The 20,507-nt window shown below is 64.7% G+C and carries 37 protein-coding genes and 1 tRNA gene; 16 read left to right on the plus strand and 22 right to left on the minus strand.

What is annotated here, in order from left to right; translation table 11 throughout:
* Window positions 1-47: 47 nt before the first annotated feature.
* The 14 genes from PMI02_RS22590 to PMI02_RS22655 all read right to left on the minus strand — a co-directional run bounded on the left by PMI02_RS22590 (window position 48) and on the right by PMI02_RS22655 (window position 6,736).
* The gene (locus PMI02_RS22590) at window positions 48-470 is read right to left on the minus strand and encodes a hypothetical protein (RefSeq protein WP_007687370.1); all 423 of its coding nucleotides are present in this window, start codon (window positions 468-470) and stop codon (window positions 48-50) included.
* Window positions 471-709: 239 nt separating this feature from the next.
* Window positions 710-883: a hypothetical protein gene (locus PMI02_RS22595; RefSeq protein ID WP_157222657.1), complete on the minus strand. Its 174-nt coding sequence runs from the start codon at window positions 881-883 to the stop codon at window positions 710-712.
* Between the two features lie 8 nt (window positions 884-891).
* The gene (locus tag PMI02_RS22600; RefSeq protein WP_007687372.1) at window positions 892-1,287 is read right to left on the minus strand and encodes an HNH endonuclease; all 396 of its coding nucleotides are present in this window, start codon (window positions 1,285-1,287) and stop codon (window positions 892-894) included.
* A gap of 595 nt (window positions 1,288-1,882) precedes the next feature.
* A complete protein-coding gene (locus tag PMI02_RS22610; RefSeq protein WP_007687373.1) occupies window positions 1,883-2,182 on the minus strand; it encodes a hypothetical protein in 300 nt (99 codons plus the stop codon).
* A 1-nt stretch (window position 2,183) separates the two neighbouring features.
* Entirely contained in the window at window positions 2,184-2,822 is a 639-nt protein-coding gene (locus tag PMI02_RS22615) for a hypothetical protein (RefSeq protein WP_007687374.1), read from the minus strand.
* 594 nt (window positions 2,823-3,416) lie between these two features.
* Window positions 3,417-3,830 (minus strand): DUF1064 domain-containing protein, encoded by a 414-nt coding sequence (locus tag PMI02_RS22620; protein WP_007687375.1) that lies wholly within the window; start codon window positions 3,828-3,830, stop codon window positions 3,417-3,419.
* The gene (locus PMI02_RS22625; protein WP_007687377.1) at window positions 3,830-4,066 is read right to left on the minus strand and encodes a hypothetical protein; all 237 of its coding nucleotides are present in this window, start codon (window positions 4,064-4,066) and stop codon (window positions 3,830-3,832) included. Before PMI02_RS22625 ends, PMI02_RS22620 begins: the two co-directional genes overlap by 1 nt.
* Window positions 4,063-4,935, minus strand: coding sequence for a hypothetical protein (locus tag PMI02_RS22630; RefSeq protein ID WP_007687379.1), 873 nt, complete (start codon window positions 4,933-4,935; stop codon window positions 4,063-4,065). The genes PMI02_RS22625 and PMI02_RS22630 overlap by 4 nt, the downstream gene beginning before the upstream one ends.
* The gene (locus tag PMI02_RS27440; protein WP_007687381.1) at window positions 4,932-5,099 is read right to left on the minus strand and encodes a hypothetical protein; all 168 of its coding nucleotides are present in this window, start codon (window positions 5,097-5,099) and stop codon (window positions 4,932-4,934) included. The genes PMI02_RS22630 and PMI02_RS27440 overlap by 4 nt, the downstream gene beginning before the upstream one ends.
* Window positions 5,099-5,494, minus strand: a complete 396-nt coding sequence (locus PMI02_RS26095) for a hypothetical protein (RefSeq protein ID WP_157222658.1) — start codon at window positions 5,492-5,494, stop codon at window positions 5,099-5,101. The genes PMI02_RS27440 and PMI02_RS26095 overlap by 1 nt, the downstream gene beginning before the upstream one ends.
* Before the next feature lie 94 nt (window positions 5,495-5,588).
* Entirely contained in the window at window positions 5,589-5,783 is a 195-nt protein-coding gene (locus tag PMI02_RS22640) for a hypothetical protein (RefSeq protein WP_036505076.1), read from the minus strand.
* 3 nt (window positions 5,784-5,786) lie between these two features.
* Window positions 5,787-6,032, minus strand: a complete 246-nt coding sequence (locus PMI02_RS22645; protein ID WP_007687386.1) for a hypothetical protein — start codon at window positions 6,030-6,032, stop codon at window positions 5,787-5,789.
* A gap of 162 nt (window positions 6,033-6,194) precedes the next feature.
* Entirely contained in the window at window positions 6,195-6,500 is a 306-nt protein-coding gene (locus tag PMI02_RS22650; RefSeq protein WP_007687390.1) for a hypothetical protein, read from the minus strand.
* A complete protein-coding gene (locus tag PMI02_RS22655) occupies window positions 6,497-6,736 on the minus strand; it encodes a hypothetical protein (protein WP_007687392.1) in 240 nt (79 codons plus the stop codon). The genes PMI02_RS22650 and PMI02_RS22655 overlap by 4 nt, the downstream gene beginning before the upstream one ends.
* 80 nt (window positions 6,737-6,816) lie before the next feature.
* Between PMI02_RS22655 and PMI02_RS22660 the strand changes: the two genes are divergently transcribed.
* Window positions 6,817-7,110 (plus strand): hypothetical protein, encoded by a 294-nt coding sequence (locus PMI02_RS22660; protein ID WP_007687394.1) that lies wholly within the window; start codon window positions 6,817-6,819, stop codon window positions 7,108-7,110.
* 114 nt (window positions 7,111-7,224) lie between these two features.
* On the opposite strand, the gene PMI02_RS22665 is transcribed toward PMI02_RS22660, so the two are convergent.
* Entirely contained in the window at window positions 7,225-7,416 is a 192-nt protein-coding gene (locus PMI02_RS22665; protein WP_007687396.1) for a hypothetical protein, read from the minus strand.
* Window positions 7,417-7,589: 173 nt separating this feature from the next.
* Between PMI02_RS22665 and PMI02_RS26100 the strand changes: the two genes are divergently transcribed.
* The 10 genes from PMI02_RS26100 to PMI02_RS22710 all read left to right on the plus strand — a co-directional run bounded on the left by PMI02_RS26100 (window position 7,590) and on the right by PMI02_RS22710 (window position 14,014).
* The gene (locus tag PMI02_RS26100) at window positions 7,590-8,405 is read left to right on the plus strand and encodes a LexA family transcriptional regulator (RefSeq protein WP_052025707.1); all 816 of its coding nucleotides are present in this window, start codon (window positions 7,590-7,592) and stop codon (window positions 8,403-8,405) included.
* A gap of 48 nt (window positions 8,406-8,453) precedes the next feature.
* Entirely contained in the window at window positions 8,454-8,639 is a 186-nt protein-coding gene (locus PMI02_RS22675) for a hypothetical protein (RefSeq protein WP_007687400.1), read from the plus strand.
* Entirely contained in the window at window positions 8,636-9,055 is a 420-nt protein-coding gene (locus tag PMI02_RS22680) for a hypothetical protein (protein WP_036505088.1), read from the plus strand. The genes PMI02_RS22675 and PMI02_RS22680 overlap by 4 nt, the downstream gene beginning before the upstream one ends.
* Window positions 9,052-9,456, plus strand: coding sequence for an HIRAN domain-containing protein (locus PMI02_RS22685; RefSeq protein WP_052025708.1), 405 nt, complete (start codon window positions 9,052-9,054; stop codon window positions 9,454-9,456). The genes PMI02_RS22680 and PMI02_RS22685 overlap by 4 nt, the downstream gene beginning before the upstream one ends.
* Before the next feature lie 90 nt (window positions 9,457-9,546).
* Window positions 9,547-9,780 carry a hypothetical protein gene (locus tag PMI02_RS22690; protein ID WP_007687402.1) on the plus strand — a complete coding sequence of 78 codons (234 nt, stop codon included), beginning with the start codon at window positions 9,547-9,549 and terminating at the stop codon, window positions 9,778-9,780.
* A 97-nt stretch (window positions 9,781-9,877) separates the two neighbouring features.
* Window positions 9,878-10,114 (plus strand): hypothetical protein, encoded by a 237-nt coding sequence (locus PMI02_RS22695; protein WP_007687404.1) that lies wholly within the window; start codon window positions 9,878-9,880, stop codon window positions 10,112-10,114.
* A 113-nt stretch (window positions 10,115-10,227) separates the two neighbouring features.
* The gene (locus tag PMI02_RS27445; RefSeq protein WP_157222659.1) at window positions 10,228-10,395 is read left to right on the plus strand and encodes a hypothetical protein; all 168 of its coding nucleotides are present in this window, start codon (window positions 10,228-10,230) and stop codon (window positions 10,393-10,395) included.
* A gap of 4 nt (window positions 10,396-10,399) precedes the next feature.
* Window positions 10,400-10,927, plus strand: coding sequence for a hypothetical protein (locus tag PMI02_RS22700; RefSeq protein ID WP_007687409.1), 528 nt, complete (start codon window positions 10,400-10,402; stop codon window positions 10,925-10,927).
* 1 nt (window position 10,928) lies between these two features.
* The gene (locus PMI02_RS22705; RefSeq protein ID WP_007687410.1) at window positions 10,929-12,137 is read left to right on the plus strand and encodes a hypothetical protein; all 1,209 of its coding nucleotides are present in this window, start codon (window positions 10,929-10,931) and stop codon (window positions 12,135-12,137) included.
* Window positions 12,134-14,014, plus strand: a complete 1,881-nt coding sequence (locus PMI02_RS22710) for a DNA cytosine methyltransferase (protein WP_007687417.1) — start codon at window positions 12,134-12,136, stop codon at window positions 14,012-14,014. The genes PMI02_RS22705 and PMI02_RS22710 overlap by 4 nt, the downstream gene beginning before the upstream one ends.
* A 14-nt stretch (window positions 14,015-14,028) precedes the next feature.
* Here the strand turns inward: PMI02_RS22710 and PMI02_RS22715 are convergent, their stop codons facing one another.
* Window positions 14,029-14,322 (minus strand): DUF1488 family protein, encoded by a 294-nt coding sequence (locus PMI02_RS22715; protein ID WP_007687419.1) that lies wholly within the window; start codon window positions 14,320-14,322, stop codon window positions 14,029-14,031.
* 101 nt (window positions 14,323-14,423) lie between these two features.
* On the opposite strand from PMI02_RS22715, the gene PMI02_RS22720 reads away from it, so the two are divergent.
* The 5 genes from PMI02_RS22720 to PMI02_RS22740 all read left to right on the plus strand — a co-directional run bounded on the left by PMI02_RS22720 (window position 14,424) and on the right by PMI02_RS22740 (window position 17,125).
* Window positions 14,424-14,924 carry a hypothetical protein gene (locus PMI02_RS22720; protein WP_007687420.1) on the plus strand — a complete coding sequence of 167 codons (501 nt, stop codon included), beginning with the start codon at window positions 14,424-14,426 and terminating at the stop codon, window positions 14,922-14,924.
* Window positions 14,921-15,154: a hypothetical protein gene (locus PMI02_RS22725; protein ID WP_007687423.1), complete on the plus strand. Its 234-nt coding sequence runs from the start codon at window positions 14,921-14,923 to the stop codon at window positions 15,152-15,154. The genes PMI02_RS22720 and PMI02_RS22725 overlap by 4 nt, the downstream gene beginning before the upstream one ends.
* Window positions 15,151-15,390: a hypothetical protein gene (locus tag PMI02_RS22730; protein ID WP_007687425.1), complete on the plus strand. Its 240-nt coding sequence runs from the start codon at window positions 15,151-15,153 to the stop codon at window positions 15,388-15,390. The genes PMI02_RS22725 and PMI02_RS22730 overlap by 4 nt, the downstream gene beginning before the upstream one ends.
* Window positions 15,387-15,770, plus strand: a complete 384-nt coding sequence (locus PMI02_RS22735; RefSeq protein ID WP_007687427.1) for a hypothetical protein — start codon at window positions 15,387-15,389, stop codon at window positions 15,768-15,770. The genes PMI02_RS22730 and PMI02_RS22735 overlap by 4 nt, the downstream gene beginning before the upstream one ends.
* A gap of 146 nt (window positions 15,771-15,916) precedes the next feature.
* Window positions 15,917-17,125, plus strand: a complete 1,209-nt coding sequence (locus PMI02_RS22740; protein ID WP_007687429.1) for a hypothetical protein — start codon at window positions 15,917-15,919, stop codon at window positions 17,123-17,125.
* Window positions 17,126-17,143: 18 nt separating this feature from the next.
* On the opposite strand, the gene PMI02_RS22745 is transcribed toward PMI02_RS22740, so the two are convergent.
* From PMI02_RS22745 to dcd, 6 genes are all read right to left on the minus strand, one after another.
* Window positions 17,144-17,219, minus strand: a tRNA-Val gene (locus PMI02_RS22745).
* A 121-nt stretch (window positions 17,220-17,340) separates the two neighbouring features.
* The gene (locus tag PMI02_RS22750; protein ID WP_007687431.1) at window positions 17,341-17,808 is read right to left on the minus strand and encodes a nuclear transport factor 2 family protein; all 468 of its coding nucleotides are present in this window, start codon (window positions 17,806-17,808) and stop codon (window positions 17,341-17,343) included.
* Window positions 17,805-18,581 (minus strand): SDR family NAD(P)-dependent oxidoreductase, encoded by a 777-nt coding sequence (locus PMI02_RS22755; RefSeq protein ID WP_007687433.1) that lies wholly within the window; start codon window positions 18,579-18,581, stop codon window positions 17,805-17,807. The genes PMI02_RS22750 and PMI02_RS22755 overlap by 4 nt, the downstream gene beginning before the upstream one ends.
* Window positions 18,578-19,078 carry a nuclear transport factor 2 family protein gene (locus PMI02_RS22760; RefSeq protein WP_007687435.1) on the minus strand — a complete coding sequence of 167 codons (501 nt, stop codon included), beginning with the start codon at window positions 19,076-19,078 and terminating at the stop codon, window positions 18,578-18,580. Before PMI02_RS22760 ends, PMI02_RS22755 begins: the two co-directional genes overlap by 4 nt.
* A gap of 76 nt (window positions 19,079-19,154) precedes the next feature.
* Window positions 19,155-19,733: a DoxX family protein gene (locus tag PMI02_RS22765; protein ID WP_007687437.1), complete on the minus strand. Its 579-nt coding sequence runs from the start codon at window positions 19,731-19,733 to the stop codon at window positions 19,155-19,157.
* Between the two features lie 173 nt (window positions 19,734-19,906).
* Window positions 19,907-20,461 (minus strand): dCTP deaminase, encoded by a 555-nt coding sequence (dcd, locus tag PMI02_RS22770; RefSeq protein ID WP_036505132.1) that lies wholly within the window; start codon window positions 20,459-20,461, stop codon window positions 19,907-19,909.
* Between the last annotated feature and the right edge of the window lie 46 nt (window positions 20,462-20,507).

Genomic DNA, 20,507 nt, shown 5'->3' on the forward strand with positions numbered 1-20,507 from the left:
TGTCCGCCACCGCAGCCTTGGCATAGGCAAGCGCGACAGCGGCATAGTCACGGGCGTGGCCGGTTGCCGTTACGGGCGAAGGGGTTGCCGGTTTTCGTCGGGTCATCCGTCACCTTGCCAACACGGCTCTTGCGACCAGCGATCCCGAGAAGCTCGGCATACTGCCGAAGCACAGTGAGCGACGCCATCGGGGGCGGCTCACCACCGGCCTTGAACGCCCGTCGCACAAGCTCCTCGAGCGAGCAGTAGCGCGCGAACAGATCGCTATCGAGTTCAACGATGCCAGCCGACATGACGCGGCCGAGGTTCTCCTGCCAGATCTCGATCGCACCGGGGGTCAGGTAGTCCGGCATCGCTGGTGGCGATCCGGGAACGATGATCTCGGTGCGCCCAAAATCTGCGGTGCCGGGAAGCTTACCCTGCCGCGATGCCTTCACGGCCGGGGGGTCCGGCTTGCGGCCTCGCTGCATGCGGGCACCTCCAAAATTTAATTGGGCTCCAAAAATTCAATTGGTCCCAGAAGTTTAAATCGTGCGCGCAAAAAAAGTGGTCGGAGGGCGGTCCTGAGCGCCGGGGCGCCGGACTTTCGACCCGCCCCCCGGCGCTCTGAATAAATCACAGAATTGTTATTAAATTACGCGCAATATTATTGCATAAAACGGATATAATATCAACCAATAGTAATATTATTACTCGATCGGCAATATAATTACGCGTGGTCACGTAGCGGTGGCGTCATTTCCACGACGACACACGAAGCGCCGACGCCCATGACTCGTGCGGCAAGGCGCATGATCCACACACCGGCCCGGATGCGCACAGCGGCACGGAGTTTTCCGGTCACCTCGATGTTGAGCGTCATGTCCTTCATCACCTCGCTCATTGGTACGCTCATTGATACCGGGATGGCGGCCATTGACGTCTCCTGTCTCGCGCCCGCTTGCTCTCGGCAGCGGTCTTGAAGTGGTGGCATGGCCGGCAGATGCCCTGGTAGTTCTCGCGGTCACTCGTGCCGCCTTCAGCCAGTGGTTTGATGTGGTCGGCGATCGTCGCGGCGGTGACGCGGCCCTCGGACTGGCAGACCCGGCAGAGCGGCTCCTCGCGCAGTACGATGTCTCGCATGATCTCGTGTTCGCGCCCGTACCCGCGGGCCTGCCTGCTCTTGCGGCTCGTTGCCCATGCCTTGGGGGCAGGGCGCTTGCTGTTGTACTTGGGTGGTCGGGTGGGCATCAGAAGCGCTTCGCGCGTCCCCCCAGAAGCGAGGTGCTCCTGTGAGGTGGTGCGCATGTGGCTATGCCAACTGAGAACGCCTGCTGCTCCTGGCAGCTGATAAGTAGATCAATACGTGAACATGGGTGCATTCGTCAAGCTGCCGCCGCTAATGGAAGCAAGCTGTTCCCAGGGATCCTAACCGGGACGTTGAAGCCCGGGAAGTCGACCAGCGTATAGCGCCCTGCTGTGCCACGCACTCTGCCAATCAAGCCCTCGAACCCCGCATCTGCGAACCGCACCAAATCGCCTGTCCCGAACGCGCGGGCCTGCGATCGAGGTCGGCCACGCTGCTCCGCCATGCGCAGAGCATCCAATGCGCGATCAGGGACACGAGGATAGCCGTCGAGATACCGAAACACGCGGAAGCTGGGCATTCCCATCGATTGGCTGGGGGGGCGGCGTGAGATATCGACGAACTCCGGAACTCGATCGTACTCCGCAAACACGATGGATGGCACCATGGCACGCGATACCTCCTTGCGATCGCGCGATCTGCCCACGCGGACCGTCCGCGCCTCTTGTGGGGTCCATGCAAGATACCCTGCATCAATAAGCGATGACGCAAGGAGCAGCGTCCGACTCGGCGAGGTGGTTAGGATGCACCACATCTTCATGGCACGTCTCCGGACGTGGGCGTTGACGCGCTGCGAGGTGTGAATGGATCGCTTCCAGAGATCCAGATCGGCGGATGCGTATGGCCCCAGCAGTTGAACCAGAAGGCGCCACCGCTCGCGACGACCTCGGCCAGCTCCTCGGGCGTGAACTGCCACTTGCTGAACACCTGAGGATTGCCGTCGAGGTCGCGGTACCGGTACACGTGCAGATCGTAGACCGTGCCCGCTGCCGCATCCTCAGGTGTAGGCGCGCGGAGGATCAGGTTTGCCTGTTCGAAGGGAATGCCGACTGCCATGTCAGGCCTCCTGATCCGCGGGCCGCACCCGCGACACGTAGGTGCCATCCTCTTCGCGGCGCAGGTGCCCGCGCGTCTCACCGACCTGCTTGCTCCAGTCGTCGAGAGCGTCGATCTCCGCCTGGTCGCATTCACCGGCGGCCAGCTTGCGCATGAGTTCGTCAAAGCGCGCCTGACGTTCGTGCCGCGCCGCCACGCCGGCTGCGAGCTTCGAGCGGGTTGCGGCATCATCCCGGCGCCACCGGCCCATGATGGCAACGCACTCCGAGGTGCTGGGGAAGAACTTGGAATCGCGCAGGGCCTCGGTCACGAGGAACTCCATCGCCTGACGCGGGTACCGCCCGATCGCCAGCTCATAGGCGCGATGGCGCAGCTTTCCGCCCACGGTGTCGTCAGCACGGCGGGGAAGTACATCCATCATGCGCAGGATCTGGGCGAGGAATACATCGTCGGCCATTTCCAGCGCGGGCAGCGGCGCGGCGGCGACAACCAGCGCAGCGGCAAACTGGTCATTGGAGAGGCGGGGCGGCGCTTCGTCCGCGAGCGATGGTGTCGTCCAGGGAGCGAGTGAATCCATCCCGCTTGTCAGGCTGGTGACTGCCGGCAAAACCTCGCCCAGTGCCCGCGCTTCGATCCCCATGTCGTTCTGTCCTGTATTGTTCGGCTTTGGCGATCCACGTCCGGAATGCTGCCTGCCAGTCCTTGGTCACTCGGTCGGTCGATGCAGCATGAGCCTCGAAGGCCATCCGCTCCCGGTCCAGCATGCCAGGCGGCCATCCGTCGACGATCGTCTGGGCGGCTGGCGTGAAGCAGGGCTCCCAACCCGCCGGCATCGGCGTGGCATCGGCTAGGGCGCGCTTCGGCTTCGACGGCTTGGCGGGCTTGGGGAGGTCGTCGGCGGCAGGGTCAGGAGAACCGTCAAGTTCGGTCGGCTCGCTCGCGCCCGTAGTCCCTTCCGGGAGGGTATGGGTGGAGGGGTTAGATTTATTCTCATTGGGGAGGCGGGAAAGGGAGGTCCCGTCACGTTTGTCGCCGTTACCCGTTGCGTAACGCGTTACGTCACTTGTTACGTCACCTGTCGCATTACCCTGCGCCTTGCGGGCACGATACCGCGCTTGACGCTCCGCAGATGCCGAGCGCTCAACCGGCGGCGGCACGTCCATGGTCTCCGCGACCTCGAGAATGTCCTCGGCGGAAAGGCCCTTGGCCACCAGAAGGCGTAGCGTGTCGAGGTTCACACGACCCTCCAATCGATCTCAGGCCATAGCGTGCGTGCCAGCGCCCACCGCAGCGGGAAGTCGCGCACGATCACGCCCTTCCGATCCTCGACGACCTTCCGGCCGTTCTCGACGTAGGCGAAGTCCGCGCGGAGGCGGGCCTGCTGGCCGTTGTCGAGCATCACCGGGCGGCCATCGACCGTGAACTTGAATTCCGGCTGCTGCTCGAGGCCGACGATCGCGCCGCCACGCTGCAGAAGGTGCAGTTCGTTGCAGCGCCTCGCCTCGGCCTTGCTGTCGTGCAGGTGTCCAGCCGCGCAGGTCGTTTTCTTGGCGCCGTACTTGTTGCCAGCCGCCTCTGCCGGGGCGAACGGATTACCCGGCGCGGGCGCGCGCTTGCGGCTGGCGGCGAAGGGGTTTCGACCGCCCATCAGAAGATCTCAATCTGCGGGTCAGGGTTCGCGGCGATGAACGCGGCCTCTGCGGCCTTCTTCACCTCGAGATAGCGGACGGCTTCGTCGTGTTCCGCATCCGCGACGGCGCACTTCGCCACCGCGCGCTGCAGCCTCTGCTCAGCAAACTGCACCTCGGCCTCGTGACCCTTCCTGCTGGGAGGGCGCGGCGTCATGCGGGCGCGCAGCTGCGCCTCTATGGTTTTCCTGCTCATGCCGCCTCCAGCCGCTGTTCGCCGCGGCTTGCCCAGGCGCTGGCAATCACACCGACGGCGCATGCGAACTCGGGGTCGACGGACTCACGCTCCATCGCCCGCTTGACCCAGTACATCGCGGTAGTGTGGTCAGTGCGGTTCAGAGATCGCGCGATAACCGGCAGCGACATGCCTCCGCGCTTGAGGGCGAGCGCAATCGCAAAGCGGGCTGGCATGAGATGGGACGCCGAGCTGGGCGAGAGTACCTCGTCCTCCTGCAGCTGGAAGATGCTGCCAGCCGCCGCGAGGGCGCGGCCAAATGGCTCGCGCGGGGCCGCGACAGCAACTGCGCGGCGCACCACTTCCATCGCCTTGTCGCATCCCTCGGTGAAGGCTGCCAGGATCGCTACATCGCTAACCTCTTCCGGGGCTCCTATCGCCCGGCGGAAGCGCGCCATCTCGACGGTGTGCTGATCTTCGATGATCGCGCGGGCCTCGGCCGCTCTGTACCCAGTGCGTGTGAGAGCCTTGTAGTCGTCCAGCAGGTGAGGCGGGCACCAGGCGTTCTTGGTGGCGGACTGACGGCGGCCGCCCCTGATGCGCGGCGCTGATCCTTTCGGCTGGCTGGCGTTGCCCACCTTCCACAGCTCGCGTTCGATGCAGTGCTTGCGCCGGGCCTCCACCGCTTGCGGAAGCTTGCCCATCTCGACCGCCAGCGCTCGCATGCGATCCAGCCGCTCCGGGTTTGAGCGGAGGGACATGCGCGCGGCGTTGCGCTGCTTCTCCCGCCATGCAGGATCTTGGGCGAGCGCCGCCGATATGTGCCGCTTGCAGTAGCCGCTCTTGTTCTGGGGGTTCAGCGGCTGGTCGCATGTCTTGCATCCGCTCATGACGCCTGCGCTCCCAGCCCGGCCTTAACGTGGCCCCAGACGTTGTTGGTCTGCCCGGTTGTGAGACCCATGGCGGCGCCTGCGGCGATGAGCGGCTCACCATTAGCAACGCGCTCCGCGAGGGCGTCCATCAGCTGCGGCATATCCTTACGAGGTGCGGGCATCAGGCGGCCCCCTCGCGGCGGCGGCGAGCGCCATCCAGTCGCCACTTCAGGTGGCCGAACGCCACGTAAGCGGCTTCGATGTCGTCGGCGCCTTCGAGCAGCTCCGCTTCGCTGATGTCGCGGTCAGCGAGGGCGACGGCAAGGAACAGCTGTCCGCGGGCGGCGTGGACCGGCAGGTCGAGGTCTGACGTGCAGACGGCTTCCACGGGTGCTGCCTTTCCGCCGACCAAGCCGAGCACGGGCCCGAGGCGATGGAGGCCGTATTCCTTGCCGATGCGCAGGAGCGTGACGGCGTTCAGGTCGCCGCGCTTGTTGCTGGCGTTGTTGATCGTGCCCGAAGACGTACCGAGGCGCTCGGCCATGTCCTGGTCGCTTTCGCCGAACTCGCTCTTCAAGCCGTTGATAATGCCTGCCACCGCAGCGCGGTAAGAAGTTTGATGCAGCGCAGCAGAAGCGCTCAGCACATTGGGCGGGGTAACGATCATACGATCACCTATGAACAGAGATATCGAGATCCCCGGGGCGCGCGGCGCGAGTGATGGCCGCGATTACCTGGGGCGTTGTGTTGAAGATCTTCGCCAGCGTGGCGCAGTTCGCCTGCTCCCAGCCGAATCGGCGCGCGGCGATGACAGCGCGTTCGTCAGCGTCGAAGGATGCGGCGGCGCGCCCGCTGGCGGCTGGCATGGGTCAATTCGTCAGGCCGAGGGTCTGGCCACGCGACCGATCGCCGAACAGGTCGGTATCGAGCTCGCGCACGAGGCCCTCGTTCATGAGGTAGCCGAGGGTCACTCGACCGACGCTCTTGCCGCTCGCCCACTGCACGCGGCCCGCGCTGTCGCGCAGGATGCGCTCGCCGCGCTTCATGCGGGCGACGTAGCGGGCGGCGGTCTTCAGCGTGGTCTTGGAAACCTTCTTCTGCTCGGTGTCAGCCATCGTCGTGAACTCCTGCGTAACGGAGGATCGAACGGACCTGTTCGACGGGGAGGCCGTAGGACGCGGAGAGCGACGAGCTGCTCGCGGACGTGCGGCCGTGAATGTGGGACTGGATCATCGCCATCTTGCGAGACGTGTCGGAGGAGGGCTTTGCGCGGGCCATCAGCACGGCGCCCAGACGAAGCCGCGACCACGGAGGGTCGAGACTGGGTAGCGTTCGCCGAGGGCCTTGCGGATCATCCGCAGGTGATGCGCGAGGGTGCCTTCGCCGCAGCCGGGGATGTCGTGGTGCGTGATCGGCTCGCCGTTGGCGCGAGCGACGGCGTAGAGGACGCGGGCCTGTTGACGGCTGATCGGCTGCGGATCGCCGTGCAGGAACGCGCCGGCGGGATGGAGCCACCAGGGGCCGCGCTCGATAGCTGCGTCCTCGCTGATGTCCTTCGAGCAGTGGGGGCAGGTCGCGGTCATGCGTCTTCGCCTTCGCGGGTGATGTTGAACTCGGTGACCGTGACCTTCCGCCAGCCGGCCAGCCGCTCGATGGTGATCTGGCCGGAGCGCTCCAGCCGCTTGAGCGCGGAGGCACCGGCAGCCGCTCCGCGCGCGCCGATGGCGGCTGCGAGGGCATCGTTCGAAGGGCACGCGCTGCGCTGGATGATCAACCGGAGGGCGGCATGATCGGTCGTGTCCTGAGTGCGGGGCCTCATCCGACACCTCCACGGCCGAGGCTTGTGGCCCCGGCCGCTTCGGCTACCGTGCGGTTGTCAAAGCCAGCACAGGAAATGAAATGGACGAAACGGAGAAACTCGACCTGCAAGCCCAAGTTCTCATGCTCATGCATGTCACCGCGAGCCTGTGGGCGAACTTCCTTGTCAACAGCGGGCCCGACCCGCTCGGAACGACCCGCCGCATCACCGAGGAAAGCCTCGACAGCCTCGAAGGGCTTTACAATCGGCTGGCCAGTGACGAGCCAAACCCGGGGCTGCACCCTACTGTTCAAGCGATCCTCCATCATGAGGAGAATTTTTGGAAGCAGGTGGAAAGCCAAGTGCAGACGCATCGAGGGTCGCGACGGCGCTGATTTCGAAGCGCGGGACAGAGGCCGACCACTTGCGATAGGCCCGGTCGTCACGCTGAAAGGCGCGGCGTTCGCGAAATATCTCGATGTCGCGGAGCTTACGGGGGCGCGGCACGCTCATGAAAGCATCACCGGTGGCGGAACGATGCCCGCGAATGCGAGATCGCTATGATCGCAGTTGGCTTTGCCGCAGACGGCGCAGCGGGCGACCGCATCGCGGGCAACGACCTGCTTGCCCCGCATCCAGACGACGAAGGTAAGATCCTCGCGACCGGACAGGTCGAGACCCATGAAGACCGGCGCGCTCATGCCGCCGCGCTCTGCGAAGGGTATGAGGCAATGAAATCGAGAACCGCTTTAGCGGTCTTCAGAGTGAGAGACCTCCCGGCACGCAAGTTTGTCACGAGATTAGGATCGCCAAGGGCTGACCGGCCAAAGGTCGAGACCCCCATCGAATTTGTTGAACAAAAGGTCTCGATCTGATGCAGGACGTCAGCGTCGCTCGCCAGCGGGATAAGCATGAAATCCTACTTAGTCGGAAATATCCGACCGATCAAGTTGGAAAGATCATGCTATCTCCTACAGCCGCCGCGTGGGAAATATCCGACATGACGGCTATTTCCGAACTCCGAGGGCGGGCGCTCTATGATGCGCTTATGGATATTAAACCCGAGGGCCTAGCTGAAACCGAATGGGCGGCTAGAGCGGGCATTAATCGGGGCTTTTTTACGAACCTCAAGTCCTCTGAGATCAGCCCGCGTGGCGTGACGCTGGAGAAGCTGCTGGCTGCGGTCGGCGCTGCTGATCGTGTCCCATCCATTGTTCGGGCAGCGCCGGGCGCGGGCAAAACCAAATCGTATACAGAAGTGATTTCCCGGGCGGCTGAAAACGTTGTCACCCTTCGATCCTTTGACCTGAGCTATTCGATGGGCCCAGGCACGAACATTGACGACTATGTTGAGGACGAGGAGGTCCAGTTCGACGCGGGTATGCTTGCGAAACTGACGCGCGCGCCGGCAGAGAGCTTATTCGTCGCCCGCGGCGAGGGCGACAGTATGTTTCCCACGTTGTTGAATGACGACACGATCGTGATCGACACGACGCAGAAGGTCGTCAATCTGCGCGACCGGATCTGGGCATGCTCTATCCACGGAGCCGGCGCGATCAAACGCCTGCGTCCATCTGCAGAGGGCAAGGTCGAGGTGATTTCCGATAATCCGGCGATCAAGGACGATCTGGTGGATGCGGTAGATATCCACATCATCGGGCGCGTAATCTGGCTGGGTCGGAGAGTATAGAATATGTCAGATCAATCAGAACGTGAACTCCGCGAGGCGGTTCAGCAAATGCAAAAGGACGTCGCGCTGCTGGCTGCCAATCACACTCTGGGAATGAGATCAGTTTATCTGGCTATCTTAGCATCACGGGGGGATGAAACGGAGAGCCTCGAAGCGCAGTTGGAAGACATTTGGCGTTACGCAGATGAGACTTGGGAGATTTGGAAGCGCCGTGGCGAGGTGAAGCTGAAATGAGCACCGTCGATGAGGATGGAACTGTTGATGTCAGACTCGTGTTGGATCGACACGCCCAACAAACCAGGGAACTCGCTCAAGCCAAAGCCGACCTGTTGAAAGCGGGCGGGGGAGGTGGCATATCTGATGGAATGGATGGCCGCGTTTCCAAACTTGAAGCACACATGGAACATGTTCGGGAGGACATGCGTGACATCAAGCAGGTATTAGGTGATGTCGCAACCAAACTTGATAGGCTGACTGAGCTTCCGACAAAGTCGGACCTGTCGTCCTGGAAGCTTCAGTGGACTGCTTTGGCGTTCGCAGCCGTGGCGATCATCATCGGTGGTATCATCGGGGGGCTTGCTTGGATTCAGCCGACGCCAGAGAGGTCAAGTCCTCCCCAGCCGATCGTAATTACTCTCCCGAAAAATTGAAGCTTCTGGGGCAATCCCTTGCGGTCGTTGGGGCCGGCTTCCCAAACAAAGCGAAGGGGCCAACGCGGCGCTTCGAGATTGCCGTCTGCACGCCTGGCGACCCCATCGAACTTCGTCCCGAACCTAAGAATCCGGCCGATGAACGAGCTATAGCCGTTTACTCCGAGCGGGGTGTTCAGTTGGGATACCTTCGGGCCGAGCATGCCTATCGGATGGGTAAGTACCTCCAGGCCGGGCACACCATCATCGCTGTCTTCCAGGAAGCAACGAGCTACGGCGCTGCGATCCGTGTCGCGTTCGATGGCAAGTTACCCTTGTTGCCGGAAACAACGGCGGACGAAACTAGATCGCCACACCAAGAGCAAGATTTCTGGCCGGACGAAATATGGCCGGATGAGTAAGTAGGAAATATCAAACTTAGCGTTTGACACGTCGGAAACATCCAACTAATCCTACCTCCATCAGGGTACACCGCCCTCGTGGAGATCACGATGCACCGCGCATCCATCATCACCGACCAGACCACCCCCCGAAGCCAGTCGCCAAACGCGGTTAGCTTCGTCGATCGCGACCTCGCCGCCAGCCTGATCTGCGACTTCCTCACGGCGGTCGAGTGCGAGGGGCCGCAGCGCGACGTCTGGATCGAATACGCCTGCAGCCGCGCCGAGGTGCAGCTGCGCGATTGGGGCGTCACCCGCCTGCCGATCTTCGGGCTGGGCGCATGATCCGCCTCCGCCTCACCACGGGCCACTACGTCACCTTCGACAACGCAGTCGACATGCTCGACTTCGTGCTGGAGCGCATGCTCCTGGCAGGTGAACTGTGAAGCGCATCCTCGCCATCGGCCTGATCGCCCTCGCGGTCTTCACCGCGCACGCATGGACGCCGGTCCTTCTCGATAGCCCGGCTGTGATGGCCTTCGTGCTGTCTGACGCCTTCTGGCCCGAGATGTTCGGCGCCGTGCTGGTGATCGGCATGCTGTTCGCGGCCTGTGCCGCCGCCATCCTCTTTCACCCCGGCAGCCTGTCGGGTCGCACGGAACCGGAGGGCGGCCTGTGATCGCCCCCGGCTCCCACCTCTCCCCCGCAAGCTACCGACCGGAAAACCCCACCCCCTGCCGTTCCGGGATTGCGCAACCAGCTCGCGGCGTCGGTGCCGTCGCGAGCCTCTATTTGACTGACGAAGAGACGGACGATCACGCCGACGCCATCGCGAGCAAGTGGACCGGTATCACCGGCCTGCCAGTCGCGCCGGCGCCTGAGATGCTTCGCGTCCTCGTCGAGCACACCCTGCGCAAGGCCCGCGAGACGCTGGCAGCGCGGCCGGACAAGGATTTCTGACCCTATGAACCTCGGTTACGCAACCCTTCCCGAGATGCAGGCATGGGCCGAAGGCATCATGCAGCGCGAGCAGGACTTCGTCATCGGCGACCGTCAGTTGCTGCGCTGGTGGATCATCCCGCGCAACGAGCAGCTGAACGTCTACCTCCACGCCGTGCTCAAGAGCGACGAGGACCGCGCGATGCACGATCACCCCTGGGCGAACGTCAGCTATCTGATCTCGGGCAGCTACATCGAGCACACACCCGAGGGCCGGGTCATCCGCAAGGCTGGTGACGTCGTGAAGCGGTCGGCCGAGGCCATGCACCGCCTCGAGGTGATCCCAGGCGAGAAGGCGATGTCCCTGTTCATTACTGGGCCGAAGGTCCGGGAGTGGGGCTTCGACTGCCCACATGGCTGGATCCACTGGGAGGACTTTGTCAGCCGCGAAAACAAGGGGCTGATCGGGCGTGGCTGCGGCGAGCATGGCGACTTGTCGCCGGTGACGCCCGCGGGCCACGCGCGGCCCGTCCCGGTCGGCGAGAGCATCTGACGTGCCCGCGCATCGCATCCCCCGCTGGACCCCAGCCGAACTGGAGATCCTGCGCGCCCACTACCCGGCGCGCGGCATCGACGTGGCGGACCAGCTCCCGGGCCGCTCGTGGCATTCGATCTACGTCAAGGCGAACAAGCTGGGCCTCAAGTCGACCAGGCAGGCCGCCGCCCCCAAGCCGCGCATTGCTGGCGCTCAGCTGGATGAAGCGATCCGCCTCCGCGAAGTCGAAGGCTGGTCGTTCGCCCGCATCGGCGCCCAGTTCGGTACCTCCGAGATCAGCGCCACCAACGCCATCCTGATCGGGCTCTGCACCAGGCGCGGCTACACGCCAGCCGAGCGCGACTCGCATGGTTGCCTGACGGAGCAGGGTCGCGAGCGGGTACGCTACGCGCTGAAGAAGGGCCTCAAGGCCGTCGACATCCAGCTGCGCATGGGCGTGTCAGCGGCGTGCGTGGCGCACCAGCGCCGCCTGTACAACCGTGACCTGGTCGGGCGCGGCAAGGCTCTCCTACCACCCCCCGGCGGCGGTGAGGCGTATTCCGGTGTCAAGCTGAGCAAGGCGAAAAAGGGCGAGGTGGAGCAGCTGTTCCTCCAGGGCCTTGGTACCGCCAAGATCTCGGAGCGGACCGGTGTCTCGAAGACGAGCTGCACCCGCATCCGCACCCGCCTGATCAAGCGCCTGAAGCGTAAAGGCGAGGTCCTGCCCGGCTGCGACGACACCGGCGCGCGCCATGCGCAGGCCGAGAGCAACCGGTTCATCCCCGAGAGCCAGAAGCAGGCCCTGCGCTCTATGCTGATGGACCGCATCCCGGTCAGCCGGGCGGCGAAGATCGCGGCGATCGGCTCCTGCGCGGCCTACAAGTTGCGCAACGCTTTCGCGGCGGAACTGGCTGAGCGCGGCGAGACGCTACCCCCTCCCGCGCTGCCTGGGCGGGTGACGCCGGGAAGCTTCGTGCAGGCCAACTGGCCGCCGCAGGGTGCGAGCGAGATCTACGCCTTCCGCCAGCTGCTCACCGAGCACGGCTTCGACGACGCGAAATCGCTTTGGCGCCGTCAAAAGGGCGCTGCCGAGAAGGCGGAGGCGCGGCGCCCGAAGACCTTCGAGGAGCAGCTTGCCCTTGTCGAGGCCGGGAAGCTGCAGATCACCGCCGCCGTCGGCCGTGCGCACCTCGAGCCCCATTTCCAAGACACCAGGAGAGCCGCGTGAACGGTCTGATTATCGACAATTTTGCCGGCGGCGGCGGGGCATCGACCGGCATCGAGGCTGCGCTGGGTCGCGCAGTCGACATCGCCATCAACCACGACGAAGAAGCGATCCGGATGCACGAGGTCAATCACCCCGGCACCATGCACATCCGCAACAACATCTGGCAGATCGACCCGCGCGACATCGTGAAGGGCCGGAAGGTCGACCTCGCGTGGTTCTCTCCCGACTGCAAGCACTTCAGCAAGGCGAAGGGCGGCAAGCCTCGGGAGAAGTCCATCCGGGATCTCGCATGGATCGTCGTGCTGTGGGCGCAGCGCGTCCAGCCCGATCTAATCCTGCTAGAGAACGTGGAGGAGTTCCGCACATGGGGCCCGCTCTGCGATGCCGGGATGCCGATCAAGGAGCGCGCGGGCGAGACGTTCGAGAAGTGGTGTAAGGAACTGCGGAGGGCTGGCTACAAGCTCCAGTTCCGCGAGTTGCGTGCCTGCGACTACGGCGCGCCGACCATCCGCAAGCGCTTCTTCATGATCGCCCGCCGCGACGGCAAGCCCATCGTGTGGCCGAAGCCGACGCACGGCAAGCCGGGCTCGCCCGAGGTACTGAGCGGCAACCACAAGCCATGGCGTACGGCATCTGAGATCATCGACTGGTCGATCCCGTGCCCATCGATCTTCGAGCGCAAGAAGCCGCTGGCTGAGAAAACCCTGCGTCGCATCGCGCACGGCATCATGAAGTTCGTCGTCAACAACCCGGCGCCGTTCATCGTGCCGCTGACCCACCATCAGGCCGGCGCGCGCGGGGCATCCGTCGACCAGCCGATGGCGACGGTGACCGGGGCGAACCGCGGCGAGCACGCCATCGTCGCGCCTCACATCACGAAGTTCCGCTCTGGTGCCATCGGGCACGGCGTCGACGAGCCTATGCACACCATCACGGCGAACAGCTTCATCAAGCGGCCGGGAGGGAGCGCACCCCTTGGCGTGGTCGAGGCGTCCGCCGTCCCATTCATGACCTATGCGCAGCAGGGCGGTGCCAGCCGCTCAGTCGAGGATCCGCTTCATACGGTCACCGCATCAAACAAGGATCAGAACTGCGTGGCTGCGGCGGTGCTGCAGAAGTTTGCTAGCGGCAACGCGCCGACTGACCCCTTTGCGCCGCTGCAGACGATCGAGGGCAACGCCAAGCATTCCGTCGTGGCGGCCTTCATGCAGAAGTTCGCGCAGAACGGGCAGGGCGTCGATCCCAGCGAGCCCCTGCATACCGTCATGGCCGGCGCGCCACGACACGCCGTAGTGTGCGCTCACCTCGAGCAGGCCAACGGCGGCCCGAACAACGAGAACCTCGCGGGTCGCCCGGCGGACGCGCCGCTTTCGACGGTCGCTACGACGGGCAGTCAGCAGCGCCTTGTGACGTCCAACCTTGTGAAGTTGCGCGGCGGAGAACAGAGCCACCTCGAATCGTGCGGCGTACCCGTGGGCGAGCCGATGCATACGGTGTGCGCCAGCGGCACGCACATGGCCGAGGTCCGCGCGTTCCTGATCAAATACTACGGCAACGAGGAAGACGGACACGGGCTGACCAACCCGCTCGGTACTGTCACCGTCCAGGACCGCTTCGGCCTGGTCACGGTGACGATCGAGGGCGAGGAATACGTCATCGTCGATATCGGCATGCGCATGCTCACCCCGCGCGAGCTGTTCAACGCGCAGGGCTTCCCCGCCGACTACATCATCGACGTGGACGCCCACGGCAAACCGATCACGAAGACGGCCCAGGTAGCTAAGTGCGGCAACAGCGTCTGCCCGCCGCTCTCCGAAGCCCTCGTGCGCGCCAACATGGCCGACGAGATCGCGGCGAGGGAGGTGCAGGCAGCATGACCCGCGTCAACACTTTAGAGGTGAAGGTCCTGGAGCAATTCGTCTGTGATCAGGTACGACCCCGACGCGCCGCCGTCTCGCTCAGCCACAGTATGAGCGGCCGCGTAAAAGCGGTCCCGCTGTTGATCGAACATCTCTTCGGCCTTGGCACCGCTAGGCGGGCCATTGCCGCTGTCTTGGTCATCGAGCGCTTCGGCGGTTGCATAGAAGGTAAGGTCGCGATCCTCCGCCATGCCTACAAATCTGACACTATCACGCGCCGCGACCCAGGTCCGGTCTTCGTCGAAGAACCCAATCTTGAAGTTCATTATAAGCAAACCTCTTCCCGCAAACTCAATAGCAAAGTGCCCAAGCGAGTAGGGCTATGCAAGCCTAAGATGGCGGGGGCATCGTCCGGAGTGCGGCTGTCATGAGCTACGCGAACATGGATCACGCTCGCTGGGCCGAGAGCAACAACGCGGCCTCCAATCGCAACAATGCCAGCCGCCGCAACTGGAAACCCGTACCGGAGACGTTGAGCGCCTTCCAAGCGAAAGTGATCGATATATGCGGGATGATCGGCAACGGCATCTACAACGCACCGATCAACTGGGACAAGATCAACTGGGGCGTTGGAGCTTGGGACGGCCACGGCCAAATGACAGTGCCTTGGCGCGACGGCACGATGTCGACCTACGACTTCATGCCACTGACGCGGCTCGTTCTGCTCTGCCACGAGGCGCGCATCAGGTGCGAGATCCGCGCAAAGGCAGCCGGTCACTTCGAACTGATGTTCCATGAGCGGACAGCGCACGAGGACATGGTGCTTAATCACCCAAGCATCGACGAGGCGGTCGCCGCGTTCCGCAGCTACCTGCCCCAGGATCACCGCATCCGATACCGGGCGCCAGCCGAGGAGAAGGTCGCATGACACCTTGGAGATGGTGGGCCGGCCACGTCGGCGAAGAATCATACGACATCGCGGAAGAAGCCAGCCGCGAGGCGGTCATCGCGGCGGCCGAGCGCGAGCTCGGGCCGGGCGACACGTTCGAAATCATCGAAGCGCGCTCCAGCGAGGCGGCGGAGTATGAAGGGAGCGACTTCGTGCCGTTCCTGCGCACCCGCAACCACGAGATCCGCACGGTGGGGCAGGTAGAATGACGCGCGTGAAGATCCGCTTCCTCACCAACACCGAAGTCCTGCGAGCGATCGGCTCCGGGGCTCAGACCTATCGCATCCTCGATCGCCTTCGCCCCCTAATCGATGACCGCGCGGGGGAGCACCTGCTCCTTGCTCAGATGCGCCGCAAGCTCCGGCAGATGGAGCGCGACGGCATCATCCGCCAGCCTGCGCGGTGGAACATTCCGAACGCACTATTTTGGGAGCCGGCGGCATGAGCACGCAGATCAACACCTACGTCCTCTGGGGCGTCGTGCTCGACTATCGCGAACTGGCCGACCTGTTCAGTGCTCCCGACGGCGACGACACGATGTATGAGTTCTTGGAGCCCTACTGCGATAGCGCCTTCAAGCCGGAGGCTAATCCCAAGGACGGCCTGACCTGCCTCTTCGACGGCAGGGACGGGAAGTATGTGGCCGTTGGCCATGTGGCCGTGAAGACGGCAAACCTTCAATTTCTCACCAACCCTGTTTCGTTTGACGTGCTCAACCGCGCATGGGCCCCGCCGAAAGCGGTGATGGCGCTCGGCGCCCTACTCAGCAAACTCGACATGGAGATGCCCGAGCCGGGCTGGCATGTCATCGCGCATTGGAGGTGAGGCAACATGACCGCCCAGGCCATCAATTCGAAGTTCCGCCGCGCCCTGCGCAACGGCACCGGCGCCACCTTCAGCCTCGACCAGCTGAAGGAGCTTGCCGGTTTCGGCGTCCTCCACCTACTCCTCGAGATCGAAGCGAACGAATTATGCCCCGCGACACCTCCCCGCTCATCGTCGGAGACTTCTGGCTCGACAAGCGGCGGGACGGGAAGTCCCCCGACATCTGGCAGATCGCCACCGCGACCGGTCGGACCGTTATCTATCGCAGCACTAAGTGCCGGGATGTAGAGCGGGCCGGCGAGGTCCTGCGCAGCCACGAGGCGGCTGCGCGGTCCAAGGCGCCGCAGCCTGCCGACCAGGCAGAGCTGGTGCCTCACCTGTTCCACTACCTGCGTGAGCACGGACCAGACGTCCATCGCCTCGATACGGTGAAGTCGTCGTTCCGTGCCTGGATCGGCTGGCTGCAGCAGGACGAGCTTACGACGGGCGCCACGGTGGCCGGGCTGACGAAGGGCGCGGTCGCGCGCTTCCGGCGCTGGCGCATGGGCCCGCACTCGTGGGAGGTCGAATGGGGCGGCAAGGTCTACCGCCACACCAGCAACGGCGTGTCTGGCGAGGCGGTGCAGCGGAACATCGACGACATGCGCGCCGCCCTGCGCCACGCGGCCGACGAGAAGCGCATCCCGGCCGCGCCGAACATCCCCAGCGTCGAGAAGACGCTGCGCTCGAAGCCGCGCCGCACGACGCTGACCCCGGCGCAGCTGGGCGCTATCGTCGCCTTCGCGGACCACGAGCCGGACGTGCAGGCATGGATATGGCTGATGATCGGTACTGCCGGCCGTCCCGACGCGCTGCTCGCCTTCGATCCAGCCGCCCAGTGGCGCGGGGAGGTCGCGGACCTGCACCCGGCCGGATGGGCGCTTACCGATAAGCGGAATCCCATCGTGCCGGTCATCGAGCCACTGCAGAAGCTGTTCGCGGCATGGCCGGGCGGCACGAAGGTGAAGTCGCGCAAGATCTGGTGGCGCACGATGCGATCGAAGCTGGGCTTGCCGGTGGCCGTGATCCCCAAGACCATCCGCCACACCGTCGCGACCTACCTGCGCGGCCAGGCAGTGCCGGGCGAGCAGATCAGCGCGCTGCTCGGGCACAAGGACAAGGACGACACGCTGGAGAGCACCAGCGACATCTATGCCCACGTGGACCCCCTCAAGATGAAGGCGACGAATCGGGCGCTGACCAAACTGTGGGGGCAGGTCGACCGCGAAGCCACCCGCTGGCGCGCTGACCATTTGCTGACCATTACGAAGGACAACAACAAAATCCTCACAACCCGAAAGGGCGTGAGGTCCTGAATTTCCGTGTGTTTTGGATGGTGGGCGGTAACGGGCTCGAACCGCTGACCCTCTCGGTGTAAACGAGATGCTCTACCAACTGAGCTAACCGCCCCATCGTGCGATGGCCGCGCTCATGCTGGGTTTTGGCCGTGTCGTCAATGCCCTGTCGAATACGCGAAGCCCGCTGCCGGGCATCCCACCTTAGTTTCTCGCTCTTCACCGATGCTGGAATATCAGCCCTGCGCGTTCGCGACGGCGGCCTTGAACAGGCTGCCTTCCGCTTCCCAGTCCAGCCGGACGCGGCGGTGGGCGATCAGCCATTCGCCGTCCACACGGCGAAAGCTGTCGAGGTAATAGCCGGCGTGGTCGGGGCCGATGTCGGTCCAGGCGGCCCAGTAGGTGCGCCCGCTCGCCACGTCCGGACCGGTGAGATCGATCCTCGAGGTGGAGAGGTGGTGGCGCACGAAGGTGGCGCCGTGCGTGCCGCCATCGCCTGCCAGCCAGCGCTCCTGCCAGGCGCGGATCGCGGCTCGGCCCTCGTAGCGGAACAGCCGATCGGGGGCGACGCGCTCGCTTTCTATCACCGCGTCGTCGGTGAAGCAGGCCACGAACTCGTCCACGCGCAGGCGGTCTCCGGCGGCGGTGTAGCGCGCGACGAGGTCGCGGATCGCCTCGCGGGCGAGGAGGTCGTCCAAGGTCACGACATCACCAGCCCGGCATCGACGTTCACCGACTGCCCGGTGATCGTGCGCGCCTCGTCCGAGGCGAGGAACAGGGCGAGGCGGGCCACGTCCTCGGGCGTGGAGAAGGTCTTGAGCGGAAGGGGGGCGACGATGCCGGCCTCGATCTCCTCCACCGGCCTGCCCTGCTCGGCGGCGACGCGCTTCATGTAGTTGACCATCAGATCGGTGCCGATGGCGCCGGGGACCACGCAGTTGCAGCGGATGCCGTATTCGCCGACCTCGCGCGCGATGGTCTTGGTCAGGATGCGAAGCGCCCCCTTGGCGGCGGAATAGTGGCTCTTGCGGACCATGCCGTCCCACCCCGCGCTCGACGAGAAGTTGACGATCGCGCCCTTGCGCCGCGCCATCATCGAGCGGTTGAGCACCTCGCGCGTGCAGAGCATCGCGGCCATGCAGTCCACCTTGTAGGTGTCGAGGAAGTTGTCGACCGTCTGCTCCCAGATGAACTTGTCGACGCCGGGGACGGCCGCATTGTTCATCATCACGTCGACCTGGCCCCAGCGGCCCATCGCCGCCTCGACCATGGCGGCGACGTCGGCCTCGTCGGTGACGTCGGCGCGCACGGCGATGGCATTCGCGCCGATGCCCCGGGCGACCTCCTCCACCAGTTCGAGCCGCCGCGCGGCCAGCACGAGGTTGGCGCCCTCGTCCGCCAGCATCCGTGCCATGACGGGACCGAGCCCGGTCGAGGCACCGGTGATGATCGCGACCTTGCCTGCAAAACGGCTCATGCGGCGAGGACCTTGCGCATGATCGCGTGGCTGTCCTCGCTGCCGTCGAGCGCGCGGTTGAGGCGTTCGGCGATGCGCCAGCCATCCGGCGTGCGCTTCAGCGTCCAGTGGTTGACCGCCGCACGCCAGAGGAACCAGCGCTCGCCCTCCCTGAGGATAACCATGGAATAGCCCGATGCCTCGGCCTCGTCGCCGCGCACGGTGATCTTCGGCGTTGCGGTGAGGTGCGCGCAGCCGGTGTTCACGAGGTCGAGATGGCCGGGCCAGCCGTACATCCCCGCGATCTCGTCCGGCGCTTCGAGGCGCCTGGTGCCGCCGTCGGGGAGGGTGAAGCTGTAGCCGCCGCCCTCTACCCACAGCTTGCCGGCAGGCTCGGCCGTGGCGCTGTCGACCAAGGGCCCGTAGGTCATCAGCAGGTTCTGGATTTCGAGCTGGTCTTCGGCAGCGCGAAGCCGGGTTTCCAGCGCGTCGAGGCGCGCCTCCAAGGTATCAGACATATGCTCTCCCGCCGATTTTGAACGCATGCTCAGCGTCCCGCGGCGGGAGGTCAAGTTCCCCTTTGGGGAGGGATGCCTACCAGTCGAAGAAGCGGCGGCGGCGGCTGACGGGGACCACGTCGCCGTTATCGGTGACGACGGCGCGGGGCCCGTAGGCAGTGCCCGGTGCGACCGTGGTGCCCTGTGCCAGCGCGTCGGCGCGGGCCTCGGCCTTGGCGGCGCGCAGTTCGGCGTCGCGCACGCGCTCCTCCGAGGTGCGGGCGGCAATCTCGCCGCGGCGTTCTCGCGCGATCGCGTAGTAGTGGCTCCACATCTGGCTATGCGCGAAGGCGAGCGCGAGGCCGCCGATGATCGCGAAGTTCTTGAGCGCCATGATCCGCTGCATCGGATCACCGAACTGGGCGTGGAAGAACAGGACGGTCATTGCCGTGAACACGGCGAGAAGCACGGCCACCAGCCGCACCATGAACCCGGCGGCAAGGCAGAGCCCGGCGAGCAGTTCGAACAGCGCAGTCGGAATGGCGAGTCCGGAGGGGAGGCCGGCGGCCACGATCATGGTCTCGGTTCCACCGATGTCCATGAGCTTGCCCGCACCGGAGAAGATGAAGATGAGGGCGATCAGGAAACGCCCGATGATGGCGGCGATCTTCGACACGGCACGTCTCCCGGCCAGTTTATCTCAGCGGGAGAAGCGGGCGGGGAGGGGCTTTGTTCCCGGCGATCGGCATTGCCATGCCTGGCGGTCGGTTGTCGGCGAGGCTGCGCCTCAAGGGTTCCCCTCGGTCGGCCCTCGCCGGGATGAGGGCTGTCGGCAGGCGGCTGCCCCTCTCAGAGCTTTGGCAGCGTGACCCCGCGCTGGCCCATGTACTTGCCGGCGCGGTCGGCATAGCTGACCTCGCACGGCTCGTTGCCCTGGAGGAACAGGAACTGGCAGGCGCCTTCGTTGGCGTAGATCTTCGCGGGGAGCGGCGTGGTGTTGGAGAACTCCAGCGTGACGTGGCCTTCCCAGCCAGGCTCGAGCGGGGTGACGTTCACGATGATGCCGCAGCGCGCATAGGTGCTCTTGCCCAGGCAGATCACCAAGACGTCCTTGGGCACGCGGAAGTATTCGACCGTGCGAGCGAGCGCGAAGGAGTTGGGCGGGATCACGCACACGTCGGTCTTGCGGTCGACGAACGAGTTGCTGTCGAAGTTCTTGGGGTCGACCACCGCCGAATCGACGTTGGTGAAGATCTTGAACTCGTCCGCCACCCGCGCGTCGTAGCCGTAGGAGGAAAGGCCGTAGGAGATGCACCCGTCGCGGCGCTGCGCCTCCACGAACGGCTCGATCATGCCGTGGGTCTGGGCCTGGGTGCGGATCCACTTGTCGCTCTGAATTGCCATGATGGCTGCTTTGCCCAAGACTCCGGGATTGTCCACCCGTCTCCCG

This window comes from Novosphingobium sp. AP12 (genome assembly GCF_000281975.1).
GTDB lineage: Bacteria > Pseudomonadota > Alphaproteobacteria > Sphingomonadales > Sphingomonadaceae > Novosphingobium.

Coding starts and splice junctions, on each gene's coding strand:
- PMI02_RS22590 (WP_007687370.1), bottom strand. CDS start 470: ATGCAGCGAGGCCGCAAGCCGGACCCCCCGGCCGTGAAGGCATCGCGG.
- PMI02_RS22595 (WP_157222657.1), bottom strand. CDS start 883: ATGAGCGAGGTGATGAAGGACATGACGCTCAACATCGAGGTGACCGGA.
- PMI02_RS22600 (WP_007687372.1), bottom strand. CDS start 1,287: ATGCGCACCACCTCACAGGAGCACCTCGCTTCTGGGGGGACGCGCGAA.
- PMI02_RS22610 (WP_007687373.1), bottom strand. CDS start 2,182: ATGGCAGTCGGCATTCCCTTCGAACAGGCAAACCTGATCCTCCGCGCG.
- PMI02_RS22615 (WP_007687374.1), bottom strand. CDS start 2,822: ATGGGGATCGAAGCGCGGGCACTGGGCGAGGTTTTGCCGGCAGTCACC.
- PMI02_RS22620 (WP_007687375.1), bottom strand. CDS start 3,830: ATGGGCGGTCGAAACCCCTTCGCCGCCAGCCGCAAGCGCGCGCCCGCG.
- PMI02_RS22625 (WP_007687377.1), bottom strand. CDS start 4,066: ATGAGCAGGAAAACCATAGAGGCGCAGCTGCGCGCCCGCATGACGCCG.
- PMI02_RS22630 (WP_007687379.1), bottom strand. CDS start 4,935: ATGAGCGGATGCAAGACATGCGACCAGCCGCTGAACCCCCAGAACAAG.
- PMI02_RS27440 (WP_007687381.1), bottom strand. CDS start 5,099: ATGCCCGCACCTCGTAAGGATATGCCGCAGCTGATGGACGCCCTCGCG.
- PMI02_RS22640 (WP_036505076.1), bottom strand. CDS start 5,783: ATGCCAGCCGCCAGCGGGCGCGCCGCCGCATCCTTCGACGCTGACGAA.
- PMI02_RS22645 (WP_007687386.1), bottom strand. CDS start 6,032: ATGGCTGACACCGAGCAGAAGAAGGTTTCCAAGACCACGCTGAAGACC.
- PMI02_RS22650 (WP_007687390.1), bottom strand. CDS start 6,500: ATGACCGCGACCTGCCCCCACTGCTCGAAGGACATCAGCGAGGACGCA.
- PMI02_RS22655 (WP_007687392.1), bottom strand. CDS start 6,736: ATGAGGCCCCGCACTCAGGACACGACCGATCATGCCGCCCTCCGGTTG.
- PMI02_RS22660 (WP_007687394.1), top strand. CDS start 6,817: ATGGACGAAACGGAGAAACTCGACCTGCAAGCCCAAGTTCTCATGCTC.
- PMI02_RS22665 (WP_007687396.1), bottom strand. CDS start 7,416: ATGAGCGCGCCGGTCTTCATGGGTCTCGACCTGTCCGGTCGCGAGGAT.
- PMI02_RS26100 (WP_052025707.1), top strand. CDS start 7,590: ATGCAGGACGTCAGCGTCGCTCGCCAGCGGGATAAGCATGAAATCCTA.
- PMI02_RS22675 (WP_007687400.1), top strand. CDS start 8,454: ATGCAAAAGGACGTCGCGCTGCTGGCTGCCAATCACACTCTGGGAATG.
- PMI02_RS22680 (WP_036505088.1), top strand. CDS start 8,636: ATGAGCACCGTCGATGAGGATGGAACTGTTGATGTCAGACTCGTGTTG.
- PMI02_RS22690 (WP_007687402.1), top strand. CDS start 9,547: ATGCACCGCGCATCCATCATCACCGACCAGACCACCCCCCGAAGCCAG.
- PMI02_RS22700 (WP_007687409.1), top strand. CDS start 10,400: ATGAACCTCGGTTACGCAACCCTTCCCGAGATGCAGGCATGGGCCGAA.
- PMI02_RS22715 (WP_007687419.1), bottom strand. CDS start 14,322: ATGAACTTCAAGATTGGGTTCTTCGACGAAGACCGGACCTGGGTCGCG.
- PMI02_RS22720 (WP_007687420.1), top strand. CDS start 14,424: ATGAGCTACGCGAACATGGATCACGCTCGCTGGGCCGAGAGCAACAAC.
- PMI02_RS22725 (WP_007687423.1), top strand. CDS start 14,921: ATGACACCTTGGAGATGGTGGGCCGGCCACGTCGGCGAAGAATCATAC.
- PMI02_RS22730 (WP_007687425.1), top strand. CDS start 15,151: ATGACGCGCGTGAAGATCCGCTTCCTCACCAACACCGAAGTCCTGCGA.
- PMI02_RS22735 (WP_007687427.1), top strand. CDS start 15,387: ATGAGCACGCAGATCAACACCTACGTCCTCTGGGGCGTCGTGCTCGAC.
- PMI02_RS22740 (WP_007687429.1), top strand. CDS start 15,917: ATGCCCCGCGACACCTCCCCGCTCATCGTCGGAGACTTCTGGCTCGAC.
- PMI02_RS22755 (WP_007687433.1), bottom strand. CDS start 18,581: ATGAGCCGTTTTGCAGGCAAGGTCGCGATCATCACCGGTGCCTCGACC.
- PMI02_RS22760 (WP_007687435.1), bottom strand. CDS start 19,078: ATGTCTGATACCTTGGAGGCGCGCCTCGACGCGCTGGAAACCCGGCTT.
- dcd (WP_036505132.1), bottom strand. CDS start 20,461: ATGGCAATTCAGAGCGACAAGTGGATCCGCACCCAGGCCCAGACCCAC.